This window comes from Metapseudomonas phytobenefica (assembly GCF_043392685.1).
In the GTDB taxonomy this organism is placed as follows: domain Bacteria; phylum Pseudomonadota; class Gammaproteobacteria; order Pseudomonadales; family Pseudomonadaceae; genus Metapseudomonas.
In genome coordinates this window covers 259,702-280,937 of record NZ_JBHZGM010000002.1, presented here as the reverse complement: position 1 = coordinate 280,937, position 21,236 = coordinate 259,702, and the positions used below count along the sequence as shown (strand labels likewise).

Annotated in this window: 11 protein-coding genes, 1 other RNA gene and 1 pseudogene; 3 read left to right on the top strand and 10 right to left on the bottom strand. The window is 65.0% G+C overall.

Going from position 1 to position 21,236, the window contains the following annotated elements; translation table 11 throughout:
* The first annotated feature begins 195 nt into the window (after window positions 1-195).
* Both ACFW0B_RS03340 and putA read left to right on the top strand, forming a co-directional pair.
* Window positions 196-765: a TetR/AcrR family transcriptional regulator gene (locus ACFW0B_RS03340; protein ID WP_449146533.1), complete on the top strand. Its 570-nt coding sequence runs from the start codon at window positions 196-198 to the stop codon at window positions 763-765.
* A 307-nt stretch (window positions 766-1,072) separates the two neighbouring features.
* Entirely contained in the window at window positions 1,073-5,050 is a 3,978-nt protein-coding gene (gene putA, locus ACFW0B_RS03335) for a trifunctional transcriptional regulator/proline dehydrogenase/L-glutamate gamma-semialdehyde dehydrogenase (RefSeq protein ID WP_449146532.1), read from the top strand.
* A 389-nt stretch (window positions 5,051-5,439) separates the two neighbouring features.
* On the opposite strand, the gene ACFW0B_RS03330 is transcribed toward putA, so the two are convergent.
* The 6 genes from ACFW0B_RS03330 to ffs form a co-directional block, all read right to left on the bottom strand.
* Window positions 5,440-6,588: an acyl-CoA dehydrogenase family protein gene (locus ACFW0B_RS03330; RefSeq protein WP_449146531.1), complete on the bottom strand. Its 1,149-nt coding sequence runs from the start codon at window positions 6,586-6,588 to the stop codon at window positions 5,440-5,442.
* Between the two features lie 106 nt (window positions 6,589-6,694).
* The gene (gene recR / locus ACFW0B_RS03325; protein ID WP_449146530.1) at window positions 6,695-7,294 is read right to left on the bottom strand and encodes a recombination mediator RecR; all 600 of its coding nucleotides are present in this window, start codon (window positions 7,292-7,294) and stop codon (window positions 6,695-6,697) included.
* Between the two features lie 184 nt (window positions 7,295-7,478).
* Entirely contained in the window at window positions 7,479-7,805 is a 327-nt protein-coding gene (locus ACFW0B_RS03320; protein WP_151135246.1) for a YbaB/EbfC family nucleoid-associated protein, read from the bottom strand.
* Window positions 7,806-7,816: 11 nt separating this feature from the next.
* Entirely contained in the window at window positions 7,817-9,991 is a 2,175-nt protein-coding gene (dnaX, locus tag ACFW0B_RS03315; RefSeq protein ID WP_449146529.1) for a DNA polymerase III subunit gamma/tau, read from the bottom strand.
* Between the two features lie 199 nt (window positions 9,992-10,190).
* A complete protein-coding gene (locus ACFW0B_RS03310) occupies window positions 10,191-12,227 on the bottom strand; it encodes an acyltransferase family protein (protein ID WP_449146528.1) in 2,037 nt (678 codons plus the stop codon).
* Window positions 12,228-12,563: 336 nt separating this feature from the next.
* Window positions 12,564-12,660, bottom strand: an RNA gene (ffs, locus tag ACFW0B_RS03305) — signal recognition particle sRNA small type.
* 448 nt (window positions 12,661-13,108) lie between these two features.
* Here ffs and ACFW0B_RS03300 point away from each other — a divergent pair.
* A pseudogene (locus ACFW0B_RS03300) lies at window positions 13,109-13,411 on the top strand (HU family DNA-binding protein); the annotation flags it as partial.
* Window positions 13,412-13,568: 157 nt separating this feature from the next.
* Here the strand turns inward: ACFW0B_RS03300 and ligA are convergent.
* The 4 genes from ligA to ACFW0B_RS03280 all read right to left on the bottom strand — a co-directional run bounded on the left by ligA (window position 13,569) and on the right by ACFW0B_RS03280 (window position 21,226).
* Window positions 13,569-15,944, bottom strand: a complete 2,376-nt coding sequence (gene ligA / locus ACFW0B_RS03295) for an NAD-dependent DNA ligase LigA (RefSeq protein WP_449146527.1) — start codon at window positions 15,942-15,944, stop codon at window positions 13,569-13,571.
* A gap of 68 nt (window positions 15,945-16,012) precedes the next feature.
* A complete protein-coding gene (gene zipA / locus ACFW0B_RS03290; protein WP_449146526.1) occupies window positions 16,013-16,828 on the bottom strand; it encodes a cell division protein ZipA in 816 nt (271 codons plus the stop codon).
* A 236-nt stretch (window positions 16,829-17,064) separates the two neighbouring features.
* Window positions 17,065-20,553, bottom strand: coding sequence for a chromosome segregation protein SMC (smc, locus tag ACFW0B_RS03285; RefSeq protein ID WP_449146525.1), 3,489 nt, complete (start codon window positions 20,551-20,553; stop codon window positions 17,065-17,067).
* Between the two features lie 13 nt (window positions 20,554-20,566).
* Window positions 20,567-21,226, bottom strand: coding sequence for a GntR family transcriptional regulator (locus tag ACFW0B_RS03280; protein WP_449146524.1), 660 nt, complete (start codon window positions 21,224-21,226; stop codon window positions 20,567-20,569).
* Window positions 21,227-21,236 lie beyond the last annotated feature (10 nt).

Below are 21,236 nucleotides of genomic sequence, written 5' to 3'. Positions count from 1 at the left end.
GGGTGTGCACAAGCTTGAACGCCTGCACAGATAGCCCCCTCTCCTGCCTGCCGGAGAGGGTTGGGGAGAGGACTGCCAGGCCTGGCCAAGATTCCCAGATCTGCAGCCTGCCTGGCGAATTCAGCGGCCACATCTGCGTTGGCAAGGGATATGAATTACAATCGCCATATCAACCTTGCGAACGAGGCGCCTTCCATGCGCTACCCCGAAGACCACAAAGCCGAAACCCACAAGCGCATCGTCGCCGAAGCGTCCCGCCGATTCCGTGCCGACGGCATCGATGCCACCGGTCTGCAACCGCTGATGAAGGCTCTGGGCCTGACCCACGGCGGCTTCTATGCGCACTTCAAATCCAAGGATGCCCTGGTGGAAGAGGCGCTCCAGGCGGCGGCGAACGATGCCAACGCCCAGTGGGTCAAGGCTTTTGCCAAGGAGCAGCCACTGAAGACCTTCTTCGAGCGCTATCTCTCTGCGCAGCACCGCGCCCATCCCGAGCAGGGCTGCCCACTGCCCACCATGGCGGCGGAACTGGGCCAGCGCGGCAATGCCAGCCCCATCACCGACAGCGTGCTGAACACCCTGCTGGAACTGGTGGAAAAGGAAGTCGGCAGTTCCGAACAGGCCCTGACCATGCTTTCCACTCTGGTGGGCGCCCTTACCCTGTCCCGCAGCGTAGCCAGCGAGGAACTGTCCGACCGCATTCTCGACAGCGCCCGCCAGACCCTGCTCGCCCAGGTCGAGGCTGCCAAGGCCAGCCAGGCCTGACGCCCGCACCGTTCGTCGCCGCCCCCGGCAACTGGCGGGGGGCGCCTATGCTTTCCAGATAGGCCCGGGCGGGCTGCACCTGGGTTGCGCCCTTCCCTTTCAATCGGCCAGATCTTGCCTGGCGCCGGTGAGCCGGGGCGTCCGCGCAAGCAAGGTGCAACCTTTTTCTGCCGTCCGCACGACCTTTCATCCGGAGATTGCAGCCAGAGCGAAAAGCTTTGGTTGCACCAGGTTGCACCCCCTGTAGGACATCGCTACTCTTTGCGCCGATATTGCCGTGCGATCACGGCTGAAAAGAGGACAAGAAATGGCTACGAGCACTACCCTTGGCGTGAAACTGGACGAAGCAACCCGCGACCGTCTCAAGGAAGCTGCGCGCAGGATCGAGCGCACCCCGCACTGGCTGATCAAGCAAGCGATCTTCAGCTACCTCGAAGCACTGGAAAGCGGCATCACCCTGCCCGAACTCCAGGGCATCGCCCAGCGCCTGGCCGAAGGTGACCACGACGCCCTCGAAGCCCTGCCCGAGTCCACCCACCAGCCGTTCCTCGAATTCGCCGAAAGCATCCTGCCGCAGTCCGTGCTGCGCGCGGCCATCACCGCCGCCTACCGCCGCCCCGAGCAGGAAGCCGTCCCCATGCTGCTGGAGCAGGCCCGCCTGCCCGCCGAGATGGCTGACGCCGCCTACAAGCTGGCCTATGGCATCGCCGAGAAGCTGCGCAACCAGAAGAGCGCCAGCGGCCGTGCCGGTATCGTCCAGGGCCTGCTGCAGGAGTTCTCCCTGTCCTCCCAGGAAGGCGTGGCGCTGATGTGCCTGGCCGAAGCCCTGCTGCGCATCCCCGACAAGGGCACCCGCGACGCCCTGATCCGCGACAAGATCAGTACCGGCAACTGGCAACAGCACCTGGGCCAGAGCCCGTCGATGTTCGTCAACGCCGCCTCCTGGGGCCTGCTGATCACCGGCAAGCTGGTGTCCACCCACAACGAATCCGGTCTCTCCAGTTCGCTGAACCGCATCATCGGCAAGAGTGGCGAGCCGCTGATCCGCAAGGGCGTGGACATGGCCATGCGCCTGATGGGCGAGCAGTTCGTCACCGGCGAAACCATCGCCGAAGCCCTGGCCAACGCCACCAACTTCGAAGCCAAGGGCTTCCGCTACTCCTACGACATGCTCGGCGAAGCCGCGCTGACCGAGGAAGACGCCCAGCGCTACTACGCCTCCTACGAGCAGGCCATCCACGCCATCGGCAAGGCCTCCCACGGCCGTGGCATCTATGAAGGCCCGGGCATCTCCATCAAGCTCTCCGCCCTGCACCCGCGCTACAGCCGCGCCCAGTACGAGCGCATGATGGGCGAGCTGTATCCGCGCCTGCTGTCCCTGACCCAGTTGGCCAAGCAGTACGACATCGGCCTGAACATCGACGCTGAAGAAGCCGATCGCCTGGAAATCTCCCTGGACCTGCTCGAGCGGCTGTGCTTCGAACCGTCCCTGAAAGGCTGGAACGGCATCGGCTTCGTCATCCAGGCCTACCAGAAGCGCTGCCCGTACGTGATCGACTACGTCATCGACCTGGCCCGCCGCAGCAACCATCGCCTGATGATCCGCCTGGTGAAAGGCGCCTACTGGGACAGCGAGATCAAGCGCGCCCAGGTCGACGGCCTGGAAGGCTTCCCGGTCTACACCCGCAAGGTCTACACCGACATTTCCTACATCGCCTGCGCCCGCAAGCTGCTGGGCGTACCGGATGCGATCTACCCGCAGTTCGCCACCCACAACGCCCACACCCTGTCGGCCATCTACCAGATCGCCGGGCAGAACTACTACCCGGGCCAATACGAGTTCCAGTGCCTGCACGGCATGGGCGAACCGCTGTACGAGCAAGTGGTGGGCAAGGTCGCCGACGGCAAGCTGAACCGTCCGTGCCGCATCTACGCACCGGTCGGCACCCATGAAACCCTGCTGGCCTACCTGGTTCGCCGCCTGCTGGAAAACGGCGCCAACACCAGCTTCGTCAACCGCATCGCCGACCACAGCATCTCCATCAAGGAGCTGGTGGAAGACCCGGTCGCCAGCGCCGAAGCCATGGCCAGCGTCGAAGGCGTCCTCGGCCTGCCGCATCCGCGCATCCCGCAGCCCAAGGCCCTGTATGGCGATGCCCGCGTCAATTCCAGCGGCATCGACATGTCCAACGAACACCGCCTGGCTTCCCTGTCCAGCGCCCTGCTGAGCTCCGGCCACGCCGACTGGCGCGCCCAGCCGATGCTGGGCTGCCCGGCCAGCGAAGGCGCGCTGGAGCCGGTACTGAACCCGGCGGACCACCGCGACGTGGTCGGCCACGTGCAGAACGCGACCACCGCTGACGTCGGCAATGCCGTGCTGGCCTCCATCACCGCCGCGCCGATCTGGCAATCCACCCCGCCGGTGGAGCGCGCCGCCGCCCTGGATCGTGCCGCCGACCTGATGGAAGCCGAAATGCAGCCGCTGATGGGCATCCTCGTCCGCGAAGCCGGCAAGACCTTCAACAACGCCATCGCCGAAGTGCGCGAGGCCGTGGACTTCCTGCGCTACTACGCCGCCCAGGCCCGCCACGACTTCGCCAACGACACCCACCGCCCGCTGGGCCCGGTGGTGTGCATCAGCCCGTGGAACTTCCCCCTGGCGATCTTCACCGGCCAGGTGGCCGCAGCCCTGGCGGCCGGCAACACCGTGCTGGCCAAGCCCGCCGAACAGACGCCGCTGATCGCCGCCCAGGCCGTGCGCATCCTGCTCCAGGCCGGCGTGCCGGAAGGCGTCGTACAACTGCTGCCGGGCCTCGGCCACACCGTGGGCGCCGCCCTGGTGAGCGATGAGCGCGTGAAAGGCGTGATGTTCACCGGCTCCACCGAAGTGGCCGGCATCCTTGCCCGCAACGTCGCCGGCCGTCTGGACGCGCAAGGCCGACCGATCCCGCTGATCGCCGAAACCGGCGGCCAGAACGCGATGATCGTCGACTCCTCCGCCCTCGCCGAGCAGGTGGTAACCGACGTGATCGCCTCCGCCTTCGACAGCGCCGGCCAGCGCTGCTCCGCCCTGCGCGTACTGTGCGTGCAGGAAGACGTAGCCGACCGCGTGGTGGAAATGCTCAAGGGCGCCATGGCCGAGTGCCGCATCGGCAACCCGGAGCACCTGAACGTGGACATCGGCCCGGTAATCGACGCCGAAGCCAAGGCCAACATCGACAAGCACATCCAGGCCATGCGCAGCAAAGGCCGCAACGTGTTCCAGGTTGCCCGCGCCGAGGGCGACGTGATGCAGCGCGGCACCTTCGTGATGCCGACCCTGATCGAACTGGACAGCCTGGCGGATCTCGAGCGCGAAATCTTCGGCCCGGTCCTGCACCTGCTGCGCTACAAGCGCGAAGACCTGGACGCGCTGCTCGACGAGATCAACGCTACCGGCTACGGCCTGACCCTGGGCGTGCACACCCGCATCGACGAAACCATCGCCAAGGTGGTGGACAAGGCCCACGCCGGCAACCTCTACGTCAACCGCAACATGGTTGGCGCCGTGGTCGGCGTGCAGCCCTTCGGTGGCGAAGGCCTGTCCGGCACCGGTCCGAAGGCCGGCGGCCCGCTGTACATGTACCGCCTGCTGGCCACTCGCCCTGTCGACGGCGTTGCCCGCACCTTCCAGCGCCTGGACGGCTCGAACGCTGCCGACACCCAGCAGCGCACCGCCATGCTGGAACGCCAAGGCAAGCCCCTGGAAGCCCTCAAGGCCTGGGCGACCAAGAATGGCAAGGAAAGCCTCGCCAGCCTGTGCGACAGCTTTGCCGAGCAGTCCCAGAGCGGCCTGAGCCGCGTGCTCCCCGGCCCGACCGGCGAGCGCAACACCTACGTGCTGCTGCCGCGCGAATCCGTACTCTGCCTGGCTGACGACGAAGCCGACCTGCTGACCCAACTGGCCGCCACCCTGGCCGTGGGCAGCAACGCGCTCTGGGCTACCAGCGAACTGACCAGCAAGCTGCGCAGCGCCCTGCCGAAGGCCGTCCAGGCGCGCATCCAGCTGGTGGCGGACTGGAACCAGTCCGAGGTCGCCTTCGATGCCGTCCTGCACCACGGTGACTCCGACCAGCTGGGCGCTGTCTGCCAGCAGGTCGCATCCCGCAAGGGGCCGATCATCGGCGTACAGGGCCTGTCCCGGGGCGAGACCGCGATCCCGCTGGAACGCCTGCTGATCGAGCGCGCCATCAGCGTCAACACCGCCGCCGCCGGCGGCAACGCCAGCCTGATGACCATCGGCTGACACCCCGCCGCGCCTCCGGGCGCGGCATGGCTTCACCCGGCGCTCGCCCACAAGGCGGGCGTCGGTCGCAACAGCGGAGGCCCGGCCTCCAGGCGGAGTGCCTTACCGGGCGGCTTCGCCCACATCTCTTCGACGGTTGGTTGTCATTCACTGACAGCAAAGGGGGCACGCCACAAGCGTGCCCCTTCTTTTTGCCCGCCGATTTCCGCAACAGCTCCCTCTCCCTTCAGGGAGAGGGTGTTTTGCAAATGAATTAGTCCCCACAGAAAACAACCGCATCTGTAAGTTGGGTCGGGCGGCGCTCGGCGAGGAGCGAAACCCAACATTTCGTGGCGGATGCGGGGCGCGTTGGGCCTCGCTGCGCTCGGTGCCAACCTACGGCGCCGCCTTCAGAGATTCATCTGCCTGGCGATGATCTCATTCATGATCTCCCGCGTACCGCCACCGATAGAGAGGATGCGGTTGTCACGGTACAGCCGCTCCACCAGGCTCTCGCGCATGTAGCCCATGCCGCCGAGCATTTGCACGGCGTCGTAGGTCAGCCGGTCGGCAATGTCGGTGGCGAAATTCTTGGCCATGGAGATTTCCTTGATCACGCTCTTGCCGGCCGCCATTTTTGCCGCCTGGCGATAGGTGAACTCGCGGGATACCTCCAGCTGGGTGGCCATTTCCGCCAGCCGATGACGCAGCACCTGGAAGCGGCCGATGGGCTTGCCGAAGGCTTCGCGCTCGCGAGCCCAGTTCAGCGACTCTTCCAGGGCCAGCTGCGCCGTCATGTTGGCCATGATGGCCAGCGCCAGGCGCTCGCTCTGGAAGTTGGCCATGATGCAGGCGAAGCCCATGTTCTCCATGCCGATCAGGTTCTCCGCCGGCACCCTGCAATCATCGAAGAACAGCTCGGCGGTATCCGAAGCCCACCAGCCCATCTTCTTCAGCTTGCGCCCCACTGTGAAACCTGGCGTGCCTTTCTCCACCAGCAGCAAGCTCACCCCGCCGAAACCCTCGCCGCCGGTGCGCACCGCCACCGTGTAATAGTCCGCGCGCACACCGCTGGTGATGAAGGTCTTGCTGCCACTCACGCGATAGAAGTCGCCATCACGCACGGCTCGGGTCTTGAGGTTCGCTACATCGGAGCCGCCGGACGGCTCGGTGACCGCCAGCGCAATGATCTTCTCGCCTGACAGCACCTGCGGCACCACACGCTCACGCAGCTCATTGCGCCCCCACTTGAGGACCGGCGGCAAGCCGATATCCAGGGAGCCCAGCCCGGCCAACAGGCCGCCGGAACCACTGCGCATGAGCTCTTCGCTGGCAGCGACCTTGGCGAACAGGTCACCCTCATGGCTACCGCCGTAGCGCTCCGGATAACCGATGCCGAGGATGCCGGCGGCACCCGCCTTGAGGTAGAGCTCGCGGGGAAATTCTTCGGCTTCCTCCCATTCGGCGATGTAGGGCAGGATTTCCCGTTCGACGAAGCGGCGCACCGAATCGCGAACCAGTTGATGGGATTGGTCGAAGTATTCCTGGTAGGCAGACATGGCAAGACTCCCCGGTAAGATCAGACGAACTTACCGAGCGCTTGCTTGGTTTTCAAGATGGGACTTTTGCCATCGGCAAGGCCGTATCCGCCTTGCCACCCTTCGCTCAAAGGCCGATGGGGCGCCGTCCTGCCAATGCGTGGGCCAGGGTACCGCCATCCACTAGCTCCAGTTCGCCGCCCAGCGGCACGCCATGAGCGATACGCGAGACGGTAATGGTCCTGGACGCCAGCAGTTGGGCGATGTAGTGGGCCGTGGCTTCACCTTCCACCGTCGGGTTGGTGGCGAGGATCACCTCGGCGAACTGACCGGCCTCGATGCGCGCCATCAGCTCAGGAATTCCGATGGCCTCCGGACCGAGACCATCCAGGGGAGACAGATGCCCCTTGAGGACGAAGAAGCGGCCGCGATAGCCGGTCTGTTCCACAGCGAACACATCCAGCGGGCCTTCCACCACACAGAGCAGCGAATCATCGCGGCGCGGGTCGGCGCATTGCGGGCAGAGCTCTTCCTCGCTCAGGGTGCGGCACTGCTTGCAATGCCCGACGCCTTCCATGGCCGCCGTCAGCGCCTGGGCCAGGCGCAGGCCGCCGCTGCGATCACGCTCGAGCATCTGCAGCGCCATGCGTTGTGCAGTCTTCTGGCCCACACCGGGCAGGATGCGCAAGGCGTCGATCAATTGGCGGATCAGCGGGCTGAAGCTCATGAGCGTCTCAAAGTTCGGATGCGATGGATGGACTCCAGTGCCTCTCGACAGCATCGACTGGGGCGACCAGACGGCATGCAGTACAAGGCGCGAGCGGCCACAGGCACCGGAGTTTACGTCTGTAAATGAGGACGCCCGGGGCCGCGCGAAACGCAGTAATGCGTGCCGGCTGGGCGTCACTCACTCAGAAGGGCATCTTGAAGCCAGGTGGCAGCTGAAGACCAGCAGTCATGCCAGCCATCTTTTCCTGGTTGTTCTGCTCGATCTTGCGCACGGCATCGTTCACCGCGGCGGCGATCAGGTCCTCGAGGATTTCCTTGTCTTCCTGCATCAGACTGTCGTCCAGGGAGACGCGCTTGACGTCATGACGACCGGTCATCACCACGCTCACCAGACCAGCACCCGACTGGCCGGTAACTTCGGCATTGGCCAGCTCTTCCTGCATCTTCTGCATTTTTTCCTGCATCTGTTGGGCCTGCTTCATCAGGCCCGCCATGCCACCCTTCATCATGGTGATTGTCCTCAACGGTCAAGGGGTTCAATGGTGTCGGCGCGCACCTGGGCGCCGAACATTTCGATCATTTTCAGCACCAGCGGATCGCTGGCAATGGCCTCTTCGGCCTGGCGCTGACGAGCGGCGCGTTTACGTGCGGCAGCCTGGGCAGGGGTTTCCTGCTCGGGACGGCGTACTTCGACTTCGAGCTTGAGACTACGCCCGTGGTACTGGTTCAGCGCATCGTTCAGGCGACGCTGCTGGTTGGCGTTGAACAGGGCACTCTGCGCCGGATCCAGGTGCAGACGCCAGACATCGCCTTCCACTGCCACCAGGGTGCAGTTCGCGCCGATGTTGCCGGTCATCCCCGACAGCCCAAGGCGCGGGAACAGGTCCAGCCACTCGGCAGCGAGGCCGGTCGCCGGCTGCGCGGCGGGCAGAACTTCCGGCTCCGCGGCGGCGGTTTCTTCCGCCGCGCCGAAGTCATCCATGTAGGCGATGCTGTCGGCATCCACCGCGTAATAGTCGTCGTAGTCGCCGAGCGGCGGCTCATCGTCGGAGTCGTCGTCAGCGGCAATCGCTGCGGGCTGGGCAACAGGCTCGACCACAGCCGGCGCGGCTTCAGCCACTGGCTGCGGTTCGGGCTGCACTTCAGGCTCAGCGCGGGATTCAGCCTGGGCCTCCACAGGGGGCGCGGCCACCACCGCTGCAGCAGGCTCCTCCCAGGGCAGGTCGACCGCTTCGGCAGGAGTCTCCGCCACTGGCGCAGGCTGTTCAGCCACGGGCTCGGCAACAGGTGCCGGGGGAATGCTTTCTTCGACCGCGGCGGCGACCGGAGCTTCCGCCGCCGGTGCGGGCACGGACGCTTCCACGACCGGAGCCGGAGCCGGAGCCGGAGCCGGAGCCGGAGCCGGAGCCGGAGCCGGAGCCGCGACAGGCTGGCTGGCCTCGGGGGCCGACGCAACGGCTGGAGCGGGGACCTGTTCGGGCGCGAGTTGCGGCGCAGCAACGGCAACCGGAGCCGACGGGGCGGCTCCGGCCACTGGGTTGGTTCGGGGATCAGTCGTGGCCTGGCTGATCCCCGGGTCCTTTAGCTGGACCCTGGGGGCGCCATCGGCATCCGCCGGACGGAACGCCAGCATCCGCAGCAGCACCATCTCGAAGCCACTGCGCGGGTCCGGCGCCAGGGGCAGGTCACGACGGCCGATCAGGCCCATCTGGTAGTAGAACTGCACGTCTTCGCCTGGCAGGGCCTGCGCCAGCGCCAGGACGCGCTCGCGGTCGCCCTGGCCATTGTCGACGGCATCCGGCAGCACCTGGGCAATGGCCACGCGGTGCAGCACGTTGAGCATTTCGGAGAGCACGCCGTTCCAATCCGGACCCTGCTCGGCCAGCTGGCGCACGGCATCGAGCAGCCCACGGGCATCGCCCTGCAGCAGCGCGTGGAGCACGCCGTAGACCTGGCCATGATCGAGGGTGCCGAGCATGGCGCGGACATCGGCAGCCAGCACCTTGCCCTCGCCGAAGGCAATCGCCTGGTCGGTGAGGCTCATGGCGTCACGCATCGAGCCGTCGGCGGCGCGGCCCAGCAGCCACAGCGCATCGGTCTCGAAGGGCACGTTCTCGGCGGTAAGCACGTGGGTCAGGTGATCCACCACCCGCTCCGGCGGCATGTTCTTCAGGGAGAACTGCAGGCAGCGCGAAAGGATGGTGACAGGCAATTTCTGCGGGTCGGTAGTGGCCAGCAGGAACTTGACGTGGGGCGGCGGCTCTTCGAGGGTCTTCAGCAGCGCGTTGAACGAGTGCGTGGAGAGCATGTGCACTTCGTCGATCAGGTAGACCTTGTAGCGGCCGCGGCTGGGGGCGTACTGCACGTTGTCGAGCAATTCGCGGGTGTCTTCCACCTTGGTGCGGCTGGCGGCGTCCACTTCGATCAGGTCGACGAAGCGACCTTCATCGATCTCCCGGCAGACCGAGCACTGGCCGCAAGGAGTGGAGCTTATGCCGGTTTCGCAGTTCAGGCACTTGGCGAGAATACGCGCGATGGTGGTCTTGCCCACGCCCCGGGTACCGGTAAACAGATAGGCGTGGTGCAGGCGCTGGTTGTCCAGGGCATTGATCAAGGCTTTCAGCACATGGGTCTGGCCGACCATTTCGCGGAACGAGCGCGGACGCCATTTTCGTGCAAGAACCTGATAACTCATTGAAAACCATCGCGTCTGGAAAGCAGAAGGAGCTAATGCTAGCGGAGCGATGCGCAAATTGCATCCGATGCGAACGGCGTCCTGTCCAATCCGTTCGGCAACGGGTTGTGTCGAGCACCGTTCACTTGAATCGCCAGGACGAGAACGCCCTTCGTCCCCGCCCTGGCGCAGGCCCCGGGCACCTGCGCCCCCTGCCCGCTTACTTCGAGCCGTCCATCGCAAATGGCGCGGGCAACTCCTTCAGGATCAGCGGCACCAGGGCAGTTTTCGCGAAGTAGGTCGAGGCCGGCGGCGTCAGGTGCCCATAGTCGTACGTCACCAGCCCCTCCCGGCGATCCTCGCCAAGATAGGTCAGGCAGCCTTCGTCATTGCAGAAGGCATCTACGGCCGAGAGGTAATCAAAGCCTCCGGAACCATCCGCGTACTGCTTCCTCAGCTTCGCATCCACGTCCAGCGTTGCCTGGATGAGGTTGTCCTTCAGCCGCCTCGGCGTATCGTTCCAGTACTTGCGAATGACCACCTGATAGAGGAACGGTTCGTACTGGGGAACCGGTCCGATGACCAGCACCTTCTTCACCCCGACCGACCTGGCATGGGCGGCCAGCTCGACGAAGCTGTTCGCCTGGTCGTGCAGGTTCGCCTGGGCAATCAGCAGGACATCGGGTTTTCCCTTCTCCATGACTTCAAGGGCGAACTGATTGGACCTGTCGCAGTACCTGCGTCCGTCCTTCGCCCTTCCGGGGAAGTTGGCCTCGCATCCTGAACTCGCCACCTGCAGGATAGAAACGTAACCCGGCAGGGCCTTGCGCAAGCCGTAGTAATACTGCTGGGCATGGGAATCCCCCCAGATCATGACCCTGGTCGCGGTTTGCGGGAGATAGCATTCGGCACCGATCTGCGCGCGCGGCTCCTTGGTCTTCTTCCCGGCCCTGTAGCTGTCGAGGTCGAAGAAGTCGCACTCCGAACGATAGGCATCGAGGATCCCCTCCCGAGTGAAGTAGGCCCAACCCGGAAGGGAGTTCTCGAAGTACTGCGCATAGTCCTCCCGCTCCTTCACGCCGGCCGGCAGGCCCGGGCGAAAGGGAATACCTTCCTTCATGTAGGAAATCATGCCGACGCCGGCAACCACCGCACCGAGCGAAAGCAATATCGCCGTCTTCGGTAGGCGCAGGGCCACCCTACGAATCGGCGACTCGACATACCTGAATGTCAGGAACGCGAGAAGGACACTCGCCAACACCGCGAGCAGGCCGACCGGAACACTCAGCTCATCGGCGCTGATGATCCGCACATAGGTGATGACCACCCAGTGCCAGAGGTACAGCGGATAGCTGATCAAGCCGATCCAGACCAGGAGCGGATTGGCCATCAGAACCCGATTGAGCCATGCACGGGGCCCGGCGATGATCATCAACGCTGAGCCGGATACCGGCATCAGCGCCCAGTACCCGGGGAATGCCCGCTCTTCATTGATCAGCAGAACAGAGGCGAGCAACAAGGCCATGCCCAGCAGCGCGCACAGGCCAGGCATGACCGAACCCTCCCGGAGCCGGGCAAAAGTCCGGGCATGGAAGATCGAGAAATAGGCGATCAGGCTGCCGAAGAGGATTTCCCAGAATCGGTACTGAGGAATGTAGAAGACCGCCGAAGGATTTTTCTCCAACTTGGCGACGCCAGCAAAGAACGAGAGCAGCGCCAGGCCCACGACGACGGGCAGCAGGGCTGCACGCCAGCGCCACAGCCCCCATGCAAGGACGGGGAAGAGGATGTAGAACTGCTCCTCGACCCCCAGCGACCACAGATGCAGAAGCGGCTTGAGCTCGGAGGACGTATCGAAATACCCGTCCTCCCGATACAGGACGATGTTCTGGACGAAGCCAATACCGCCCGCCATATGCTTGCCGAGCATCTTCAGGTCGGTCGCCATCAGGCTGAACCAGCCGACGGCAAAGCAAACCAGCAACACTAACAGCAGCGCAGGAAAGATTCGCCGCACACGCCGCCGGTAGAATTCCGCAAAGCTGAAATCCCCGGACTCCAGCCCCTTGAAGATGATGCTGGAGATCAGATACCCCGAAATGACGAAGAAGACGTCCACTCCCACGAATCCACCCCGCAGGAAAGAGGGGAACGCGTGGAACAGTACGACGGAGATGATGGCGAAGGCCCGCAGCCCGTCAATTTCGGGGCGGTAATCCAGATGTTTGTGCATGATGCCGAAATGATGAGATGTCACCAGGAAGTCCGTGTGAGCGTATCAACGGAGGCAGCCACCCCACCCTCGAAAAATGAGAACAGCCGCCCAAGCAGGTATTCAGGCCGGCACCGCTGCACGCCCACTAATGCGCGGCAAGGCGATGGCCTGGATAAGCTGGCGGCGTGATATTACCTTCGCGCAACGACTGAAGCGATATCGAAGGCAAGGGCTTTCAAGGGAAGAAGGAAGTGCCGAGGAACCGGCTGAGCGGAGCGGACAGGATAAGGCGCTATCCAGATGAGTTCTGAATGTCGATCGACTTTCTGAACTTGAGGTTACGCCCCTTGGAACAAGGGAACGCGTAATTGGAGGTGACCCCACCAGCCACACCCCGGCACACGATTTCACCGCTGCGGCTGCTCCCTTCCGGGCCTGACCGGGTTCACGGCTGATCGTTGCGGGGGGACCGGCAGGGCCACCATCACGCAGCTCGCCAGATCGGCGAGCCGCGCCATTGTACCGGCTCTTCGCCAACTTACAACCGGTAAAACCGTTTTCGTTACAAGCACTTGCGGGTCAGGCCCGGCGCGCCCCACCCGCCAGGCCAGGCCGCTGGACAAACGGGACCGGGACTGGCTGGCCCGACTGCCCTACTCCGTGGTCTGTGCAGCCTCGCTGGAGAGATCGCGGATTGCGCTGATGTTGCGTGACGCTGCTCTTCCCCAGGCAGTGCAGCTGAACGAGCCGACGACAGGTTGCGTCAAATCGACGCAAAACCAGACCCCTGCACAGGTTCGCCGCAGCTTTTGTGCTAGCTTCCCCAACCGGTTGCGGCCCGCTGCTACAACGTCCACCGCACTTCCGAACGCACCGCGTGTCTCACCAGGGCCGGCGCGCCCGGTCAGGCCACAAGCCAGACATTCATCAAATGGAGCAACACCATGGCACTCACCAAAGACCAGCTGATCTCTGACATCGCAGAAGCCACCGACACCACCAAGGCCGCCGTACGCGCCGTGCTCGAGCAGCTCAGCGAAATCGTCAGCGACTCCCTGGAGAACAGTGATGAGATCACCCTACCGGGCATCGGCAAGCTGAAGGTCGGCGACCGTCCCGCCCGGACCGGCCGCAACCCGCAGACCGGCAAGACCATCGAGATCGCCGCGAAGAAGGTGGTCAAGTTCGTTCCGGCCAAGTCCCTGGCCGACGCGGTCAACAAGTAATGCAGAAGGGGCGGGCCCAAGGCCTGCCCCTTTCCATCCTCCCGGTCTACGGCAATGCGACCGGGCGCACCTTCACTCCCGGAATCACTGCCCCATCAAATGCCCTATCCCGCGCAGGCGGTGAATCTGTTGCACTTGATCGAGGGCATCGCAGACCTCAGCCCAGTCGCGCCAGTTCAGCGAGGAACTGCTCCTCGTCCAGCACCCGGATACCCAGCTCGTTGGCCTTGGCCAGCTTGGAGCCCGCACCCGGGCCAGCGACCACGCAGTGGGTGCGCGCCGAGACCGAACCCGCCACCTTGGCGCCAAGGGCTTCCAGCTTCTCCTTGGCCACCTCCCGGCTCATGACTTCCAGGGTGCCGGTAAGTACCCAGGTCTGCCCGGCCAGCGGCAGGCCCTCCACGGCCTTCTTCTCGCTTTCCCAGTGCATCCCGAACGCGCGCAGCTGGGCTTCGATGGCCTGGGCGCGCTGGACGTTGGCTTCCACCGCGAAGAATTCGCGCAGGGCCTGCTTGGCCTTCTCGTTCAGGCCCTTCATGGTGCTCAGGTCCAACCAGTCGCGACTGAGGGCGATCAGGCCGTCCAGGTTGCCGGCCCGCTCCGCCAGGTTCTTCGCGCCGGTGGCAGCGATGCCGGAAACATTGAGCTTGTCGATGAAGCCGGCGAAGGTCGCGCAGGCGGCGAACTCGGGGCTCAGGTCGCCCTCCTCCTGCAACTCGACGCCGCGCGCCAGGAGCTCGCCGATCACCTTCTGGTTGTGCGCATCGGCGAAGAAGGCGTGGATTTCGTGGGCCACTTCCAGGCCCACGTCCGGCAGGTAGGTGAGCACGTCCGGCAGGGCCTGCTGGATACGCTCCAGGGAGCCCAGGGCACGGGCCAGCAGCTTGGCGGTTTCCTCGCCCACGTCGGGAATGCCCAGGGCATAGATGAAACGCGCCAGCGTCGGCTTGCGGCTGTCGGCGATAGCGCCCAGCAGGTTGCGCGTGGACAGGTCGGCGAAGCCTTCCAGTTCCACCACCTGCTCGTACTTGAGGGTGAAGAGATCGGCCGGCGAGGCCACCAGACCGGTATCCACCAGTTGCTCGACGATCTTGTCGCCCAGGCCTTCGATATCCAGCGCGCGACGGGAGGCGAAGTGGATGATCGCCTGCTTCAACTGAGCGCCGCAGGCCAGACGCCCGACACAGCGGTAGATGGCGCCTTCGGTGGTGGTTTCCTTGCCCTTTCCGCGCTTGATCAGCTGGGTGCGTTCCACGGCCGAGCCACAGACCGGGCATTGCTCGGGAATGTGCACCGGACGCGCATCGGCCGGGCGGCGCTCCAGCACCACCTGCATCACTTGTGGAATCACGTCGCCAGCACGGCGGATGATCACGGTGTCACCGATCCGCAGGTCCAGGCGCGCCACCTCGTCCATGTTGTGCAGGGTGGCGTTGGACACGGTGACGCCCGCGACCTGGACAGGCTTCAGGCGCGCGACCGGAGTGACCGCGCCGGTCCGCCCTACCTGGAATTCCACGTCCAGCAGCTCGGTGAGCTCTTCCCGCGCAGGAAACTTGTGGGCGATGGCCCAGCGCGGCTCACGGGCGCGGAAACCCAGTTCGCGCTGCCAGGCCAAGTTGTTGAGCTTGTAGACCACGCCATCGATTTCGTAGGCGAGGCTGTCGCGGCGCTCACCGATGTCGCGGTAGTAGTCCAGGCAGCCCCGGGCGCCCTTGACCAGCTTCAGCTCGCGGCTGATGGGCAGGCCCCAGCCCTTGAGCGCCTGGAGGATGGCGAACTGGTTGTCCGGCAGCTCGCCGTCCACCCGGCCGAAACCGTAGGCGCAGAACTCCAGCGGGCGGCTGGCGGTGATCTTCGCGTCCAGCTGGCGCAGGCTGCCTGCAGCGGCATTGCGCGGGTTGGCGAAGGTCTTGGCGCCCAGTTCCAGGTTGCGCGCGTTAAGGGCATCGAAGCCGGCCTTGGACATGAACACCTCGCCACGCACTTCCAGCACGGCCGGCCAGCCTTCGCCCTGCAGCTTCAGCGGCACGTTGCGGATGGTGCGCACGTTGCTGGTGATGTCCTCGCCCGTGGTGCCGTCGCCGCGGGTGGCACCGCGCACCAGCACACCATTCTCGTACAGCAGGCTCACCGCCAGGCCATCCAGCTTGGGCTCGCAGGTGTATTCCACTTCCGGGCCATCGCCGAACAGGTCGCCACCGGGCAGCAGATCGCCCAGGCCCTCGCGCACGCGGCGATCGAAGTCATGCAGGTCCTGTTCTTCGAAGGCGTTGCCCAGGCTGAGCATGGGGACTTCATGGCGCACCTCGCCGAACGCCGCCAGGGCCGCGCCGCTGACTCGCTGGGTCGGCGATTCCGGGGTCACCAGCTCCGGGTGTTCGGCTTCCAGGGCCTGCAGTTCGCGGAACAGGCGGTCGTACTCGGCATCGGGCACGCTGGGCTCGTCCAGCACGTAGTAGCGATAGTTGTGCGCATCCAGCTCGGCACGCAGGGCGAGAATGCGTTCGGCAGCGGTTTGGGCATCGGTCATGGTTCAGGCTCGTTCTCTTGAAACAAAAAGAGCAGCCGGGGCTGCTCTTTCGTTGACTGGGCGCCGGATCAGCGCTTCTGGGTCATGTGCTTGCGCTCGAATTCGACGATGCGCTGGCGGTAATGCTCGATGGTCTGAGCAGTCATCACGCTGCGCTGGTCATCCTTCAGCTCGCCGTTCAGTTCCTGGGACAGCTTGCGGGCAGCGGCGACCATCACATCGAAAGCCTGCTTCGGATGACGCGGGCCCGGGAGGCCGAGGAAGAAGCTCACGGCACGGGTGCTGAAGTGGTCGATATCGTCCAGGTCGAAGGTGCCGGGCTTGACACCGTTGGCCATGGAGAACAGCACCTCGCCATTGCCCGCCATGCTTTCGTGGCGATGGAAGATGTCCATGGCGCCGAAGCGCAGGCCGCTTTCCAGGATGTTCTGCAGCAGGGCCGGACCCTTGAAACCGCCTTCATCGCGGGCGACGACGTTGATCACCAGGACTTCCTCGACCGGGATTTCCTGGGCTTGTGCCTGCGGATGGACCTTGCCGTTCTTCTTGCCTTCATCGACCGGGTTGAGCAGGGTCGGCACCGGCTCGTCAAGGTTCAGGTCGCCCTGCTGCGGTTCGCCACGGCGCTTGCCGGATTCACGGGCGCTGAGCGATGGCAGGTCATCCTCGTCCAAGGATGGTTCCTGGTGCGGGCGCTCCTTGACCCGCGCCGGGCCGAGCAGGTTCGGATCTTCATCGTCATCCGGCGCATTGGAGAAGCTGCGATCCAGCTTGAACTTGAGTTTCCCCTTGCCGCCACTCATGCGGCGCCAGCCATCGAACAGAATGCCGGCGATTACGATGATGCCAATGACAATCAGCCACTCGCGCAGACCGATATCCATTTAGTCCTGTGTCCCCTAGTGAAAAAATACGAACAGACAATGGTGAAGAAAGGACATCCCGTCCCCTGAAACGTGGCGCCCAACTCCATGTTCTGAATGGCGTTTTCCACGTGCGACAAAATTGGGCATAAAGCTAGCACGACCAGCCCAGCAGAGAAACCTCTGATGGAGGCTTACTCCAATGCCAACGCGAATTTGATCCCTGGAGCTTTCCAGGGTTCAAAAGCGGCCGGCCACTAGGCCTCGACCATCGACATCGCCTCCTCCACATCCACCGCCACCAGACGCGAGCAGCCAGGCTCGTGCATGGTCACACCCATCAACTGGTCGGCCATTTCCATGGCGATCTTGTTGTGGGTGATATAGATGAACTGCACCTTCTCGGACATTTCCTTCACCAGCCGCGCATAACGACCGACGTTCGCGTCGTCCAGCGGCGCATCCACCTCATCCAGCATGCAGAACGGCGCCGGATTGAGCTGGAAGATGGCGAATACCAGGGCGAGCGCGGTAAGCGCCTTTTCGCCGCCGGACAACAGGTGGATGGTGCTGTTCTTCTTGCCCGGCGGCCGCGCCATGATGGCCACGCCGGTGTCCAGCAGGTCTTCGCCAGTCAGTTCCAGATAGGCGTGGCCGCCGCCGAAGACTTTCGGGAACAGCGCCTGGAGACCGGCATTGATCTGGTCGAAGGTTTCCTTGAAACGGTTGCGGGTTTCCTTGTCGATCTTGCGGATGACGTTTTCCAGCGTTTCCAGGGCTTCCACCAGGTCGTCGTTCTGCGCGTCCAGGTAGCGTTTGCGCTCGGATTGCTGCTGGTATTCGTCGATGGCCGCGAGGTTGATCGGGCCGAGGCGCTGGATGCGTGCGGCCAGGCGTTCGAGCTCTTCGTCCCAGGCGCTTTCGCTGGCCTCTCCGGGCAGGGTGGCGAGCACGCCGTGCAGGTCGTAGCCGTCTTCGTGGAGCTGGTCCTGCAGGGTCTTGCGGCGGACCGTCAGGGCCTGCCATTCCAGCCGTTGCTGCTCCAGCTGGCCACGCAGCAGTTGTGCCTGCTGCTCGGCCTGGGTCCGGCGCTTTTCCGCGTCGCGCAGTTCGCGGTCGGCATCTTCCAGGGCCAGCCGCGCCTGCTTGAGCTCTTCCTCCACGCCAAGGCGCTTCTCCAACAGCTCCTCCAGTTTCAGGCGCAGCTCTTCCAGCGGTGCGGCGCCCTCTTCCAGGTTCAGGCTGAGCTGCTCGCGGCGCTCGTTCAGGCGCTCGAACTGCAGGGTCAGGCGCTCCAGGGCCTGGCGGGTGGAATCGTGCTGCGCCGTCAGGGAGCCGACACGAACCGCCAACTGGTGGGCGTGGTCCTTGTGCTGGCGGGCTTCCTGGCGAATCCGGTCGAGGCGCTCGCGCAGGCTGTCGCGCTCGGCAAGCAGCTTTTCGCGCTGCTCGGTATCGCTGGCCATGGCGTCGAGGGCGTCCTGCAGGGTCAGGCGGGCCTCGCCCAGCTGCTCGTGCTCCAGAGCGCGCTGCTCGTCCAGCTCGCGCAGTTCTTCCTCCAGGCGGCGGCGGCGCAGAGCCAGCTGTTCCACCTTCGCCTGCTGGGCGGACAGGCGCGCCTTGAGCTCGCCCAGGGCACGGGACTCGTCCTGCAACAGGCGACGCTGCTGCTCACGGGATTCTTCCTGCTGGCGCTGGTCGTCGCGCAACCGCTGCAGGCGTTCTTCCAGATGCTCCAGCGCGGCTTCGCGTTCTTCGCGCTCGGCGTGCAGGCGCTCCAGTTCCTGGCCACGGGCCAGCAGACCGCTTTCCGCCTCGCTGGCACGGCGTACCCGGAGGAAATTGCGCCCTACCCAGTAGCCATCCCGGCTGATCAGGCTTTCGCCTTCGCCCAGGCTGCCGCGGCGGGCCAGGGCCTGGTCCAGGCTTTCCACCGGCTGGACCCTGGCCAGCCAGGGCGCCAGGTCCACCGGCGCCTCGACCTTGTCCAGCAGGCTGCCCGGCACCCGCGCCGCGCCCTTGCCGGCACTGGCCAGGCGCAACTCGCCCTGGCTGAAACCGGACAGGTCGAGGCCGTTGAAATCATCCAGCAACACGGCCTGCAGGTCGGCACCGAGCACGGTTTCCACCGCCAGCTCCCAGCCCTGCTCCACCCGCAGGCCTTCGGCCAGCCGGGGGCGCTCGGCGAGATTGTGCTCCTGCAGCCATTCGGCGGCGCCCTTGCCGGGGTTCAGCGCGGCCTGCTGCAATGCTTCCAGCGAGGCGATGCGCCCATTCAGGCGTTGCAGTTCGCCCTGAGCCTGCTGTTGGGCCTGGCTGGCCTGCTGCAGCTCTTCACGTAATTGGTCCAGGCGCTCCGCCAGGCCCTGTTCGGCGGCCTGGCGTTCTTCCAGGCGCATGTCGCCGACGGCCAGTTCTTCGAGCATGTCCTGGATCGCGGCATCTTCCGGGTCCGCCGCCAGTTGGGCACGCTCGTCGTTGAGGCGGCGCTGGCGCTCCTGCAGGCGCTCCAGGCTCTGGTCCAGCTGCTGGATGCGCGACTGCTGCACTTCGGCCTGGCGGCGCGGCTCGGCGCTGCGCTGGTTGAAGCCATCCCACTGTTCCTGCCAGGCATGCATGCCGGTTTCCGCTTCCTCCAGCTGGGCAGCGGCCTCTTCGGCGGCGGCGGCGCTCATTTCCTGTTCGGGGCCGAGCATCTCCAGCTCTTCGCTCAGGCTGGCGAGCAGGGTGCGGTCGTGGCCCAGGTGGGATTCGGTTTCCTGGCGGGAACGCTCGGCCTCGCGCAGGTCGTCCTGCAACTGGCGCAGACGCTGCTGGCCGTGCTGGATGCTCTGCTCCACGCGGGCGATATCGCCGCCCACGGAGTAGAAACGGCCCTGTACCTGGTTGAAGCGTTCGGACAGTTCGTGGTGCCCGTCGCGCAGGCGCTCGATGCTGGCGTCGGCGTTGCGCTGCTCGGCCACCAGGGCCTCGAAGCCGACTTCCTGGTTGCCGATCACCGCCTCGCGCTGGCCGACCTGGTCGTTCAGGTCTCGCCACTTCAGGGCGGCAAGCTGGGCCTTGAGCTGGCGCTCCTCGGCCTTGTACTCCTGGTACTTCTCGGCGGACTGGGCCTGGCGGTGCAGGCGTTCCAGCTGGCGCTCCAGTTCCTCGCGCAGGTCGGTCAGGCGCGCCAGGTTTTCCTGGGTGCGGCGAATGCGGTTCTCGGTCTCGCGGCGGCGCTCCTTGTACTTGGAGATGCCGGCAGCTTCCTCGATGAAGTTGCGCAGGTCCTCGGGCTTGGCCTCGATCAGCTTGGAGATCATCCCCTGCTCGATGATCGAGTAGCTGCGTGGGCCCAGGCCGGTGCCGAGGAAGATGTCGGTAATGTCACGGCGCCGGCACTTGGTGCCGTTGAGGAAATAGGTGTTCTGGCCGTCGCGGCTGACACGGCGGCGAATGGAAATCTCGGCGAAGGCGGCGTATTCGCCCACCAGGCTGTTGTCGGAGTTGTCGAAGATCAGCTCGATGCTGGCCTGGGCCACCGGCTTGCGGGTATTGGAGCCGTTGAAGATGACGTCGGTCATCGACTCGCCGCGGAGGTTCTTCGCCGAACTCTCGCCCATTACCCAGCGAACGGCGTCGATGATGTTCGACTTGCCGCAGCCATTGGGGCCGACCACGGCCGCCATGTTGCTGGGGAAGCTGACGGTCGTCGGGTCCACGAAGGACTTGAAGCCAGCCAGCTTGATGCATTTCAGCCGCATCGATGCGCTCCGCTCATCGCTCGGCCAGCGCCGCGAGCACCAGATCGCAGTTCTGTTTGCCGTAGCCCAGCAGCACTTCGCGGATCCTCGCCCGATCGCGGGCGATCACCGCCAGCAGCAGTTCGTCGAACACCGCGCCGAACTGGCCCATCTGGCTCCGGCGGCGTTCCAGGGCGATGTAGTAGGTGCGGGCAATGGCCGGCTGCAGGTTGTCCAGGGTCTGTTGCAGGTAGGGGTTGTCGGCGAAGGGATAGGCCGTCTGCATGATGGCGAAGCTGGCCTCGACGAAGGCGAGGATGTCTTCCCGCTGGCGCGCTTCGGCCAGGCGCTGCTGGATGGCGCGGAAGGGCGCGAGGTCCTCCTCGCTGCGCCAATGCTCGGCAACGGCGTAGCCGAGCAGGATGTATAGCTCCATCACCAGCGTATAGAGGCTGCGCACGTGCTGCTGCGTCAGCTCCGATACCTGGGCGCCGCGACGCGGCAGGATGGTGATCAGGTGGCGTCGCTCGAGGATCAGCAGCGCTTCGCGTACCGACCCGCGACTGACATTCATGGCCTGGGTGACTTTCTGTTCCTGGATGCGCTCACGCTCTTTCAACTCGCCGCGAATGATGCGCTCGGCAAGGTGCTGGGCAATCTGCTCGGAGAGGCTGTCCGGTGCCTTGAACGTCATGGTTTTCCTT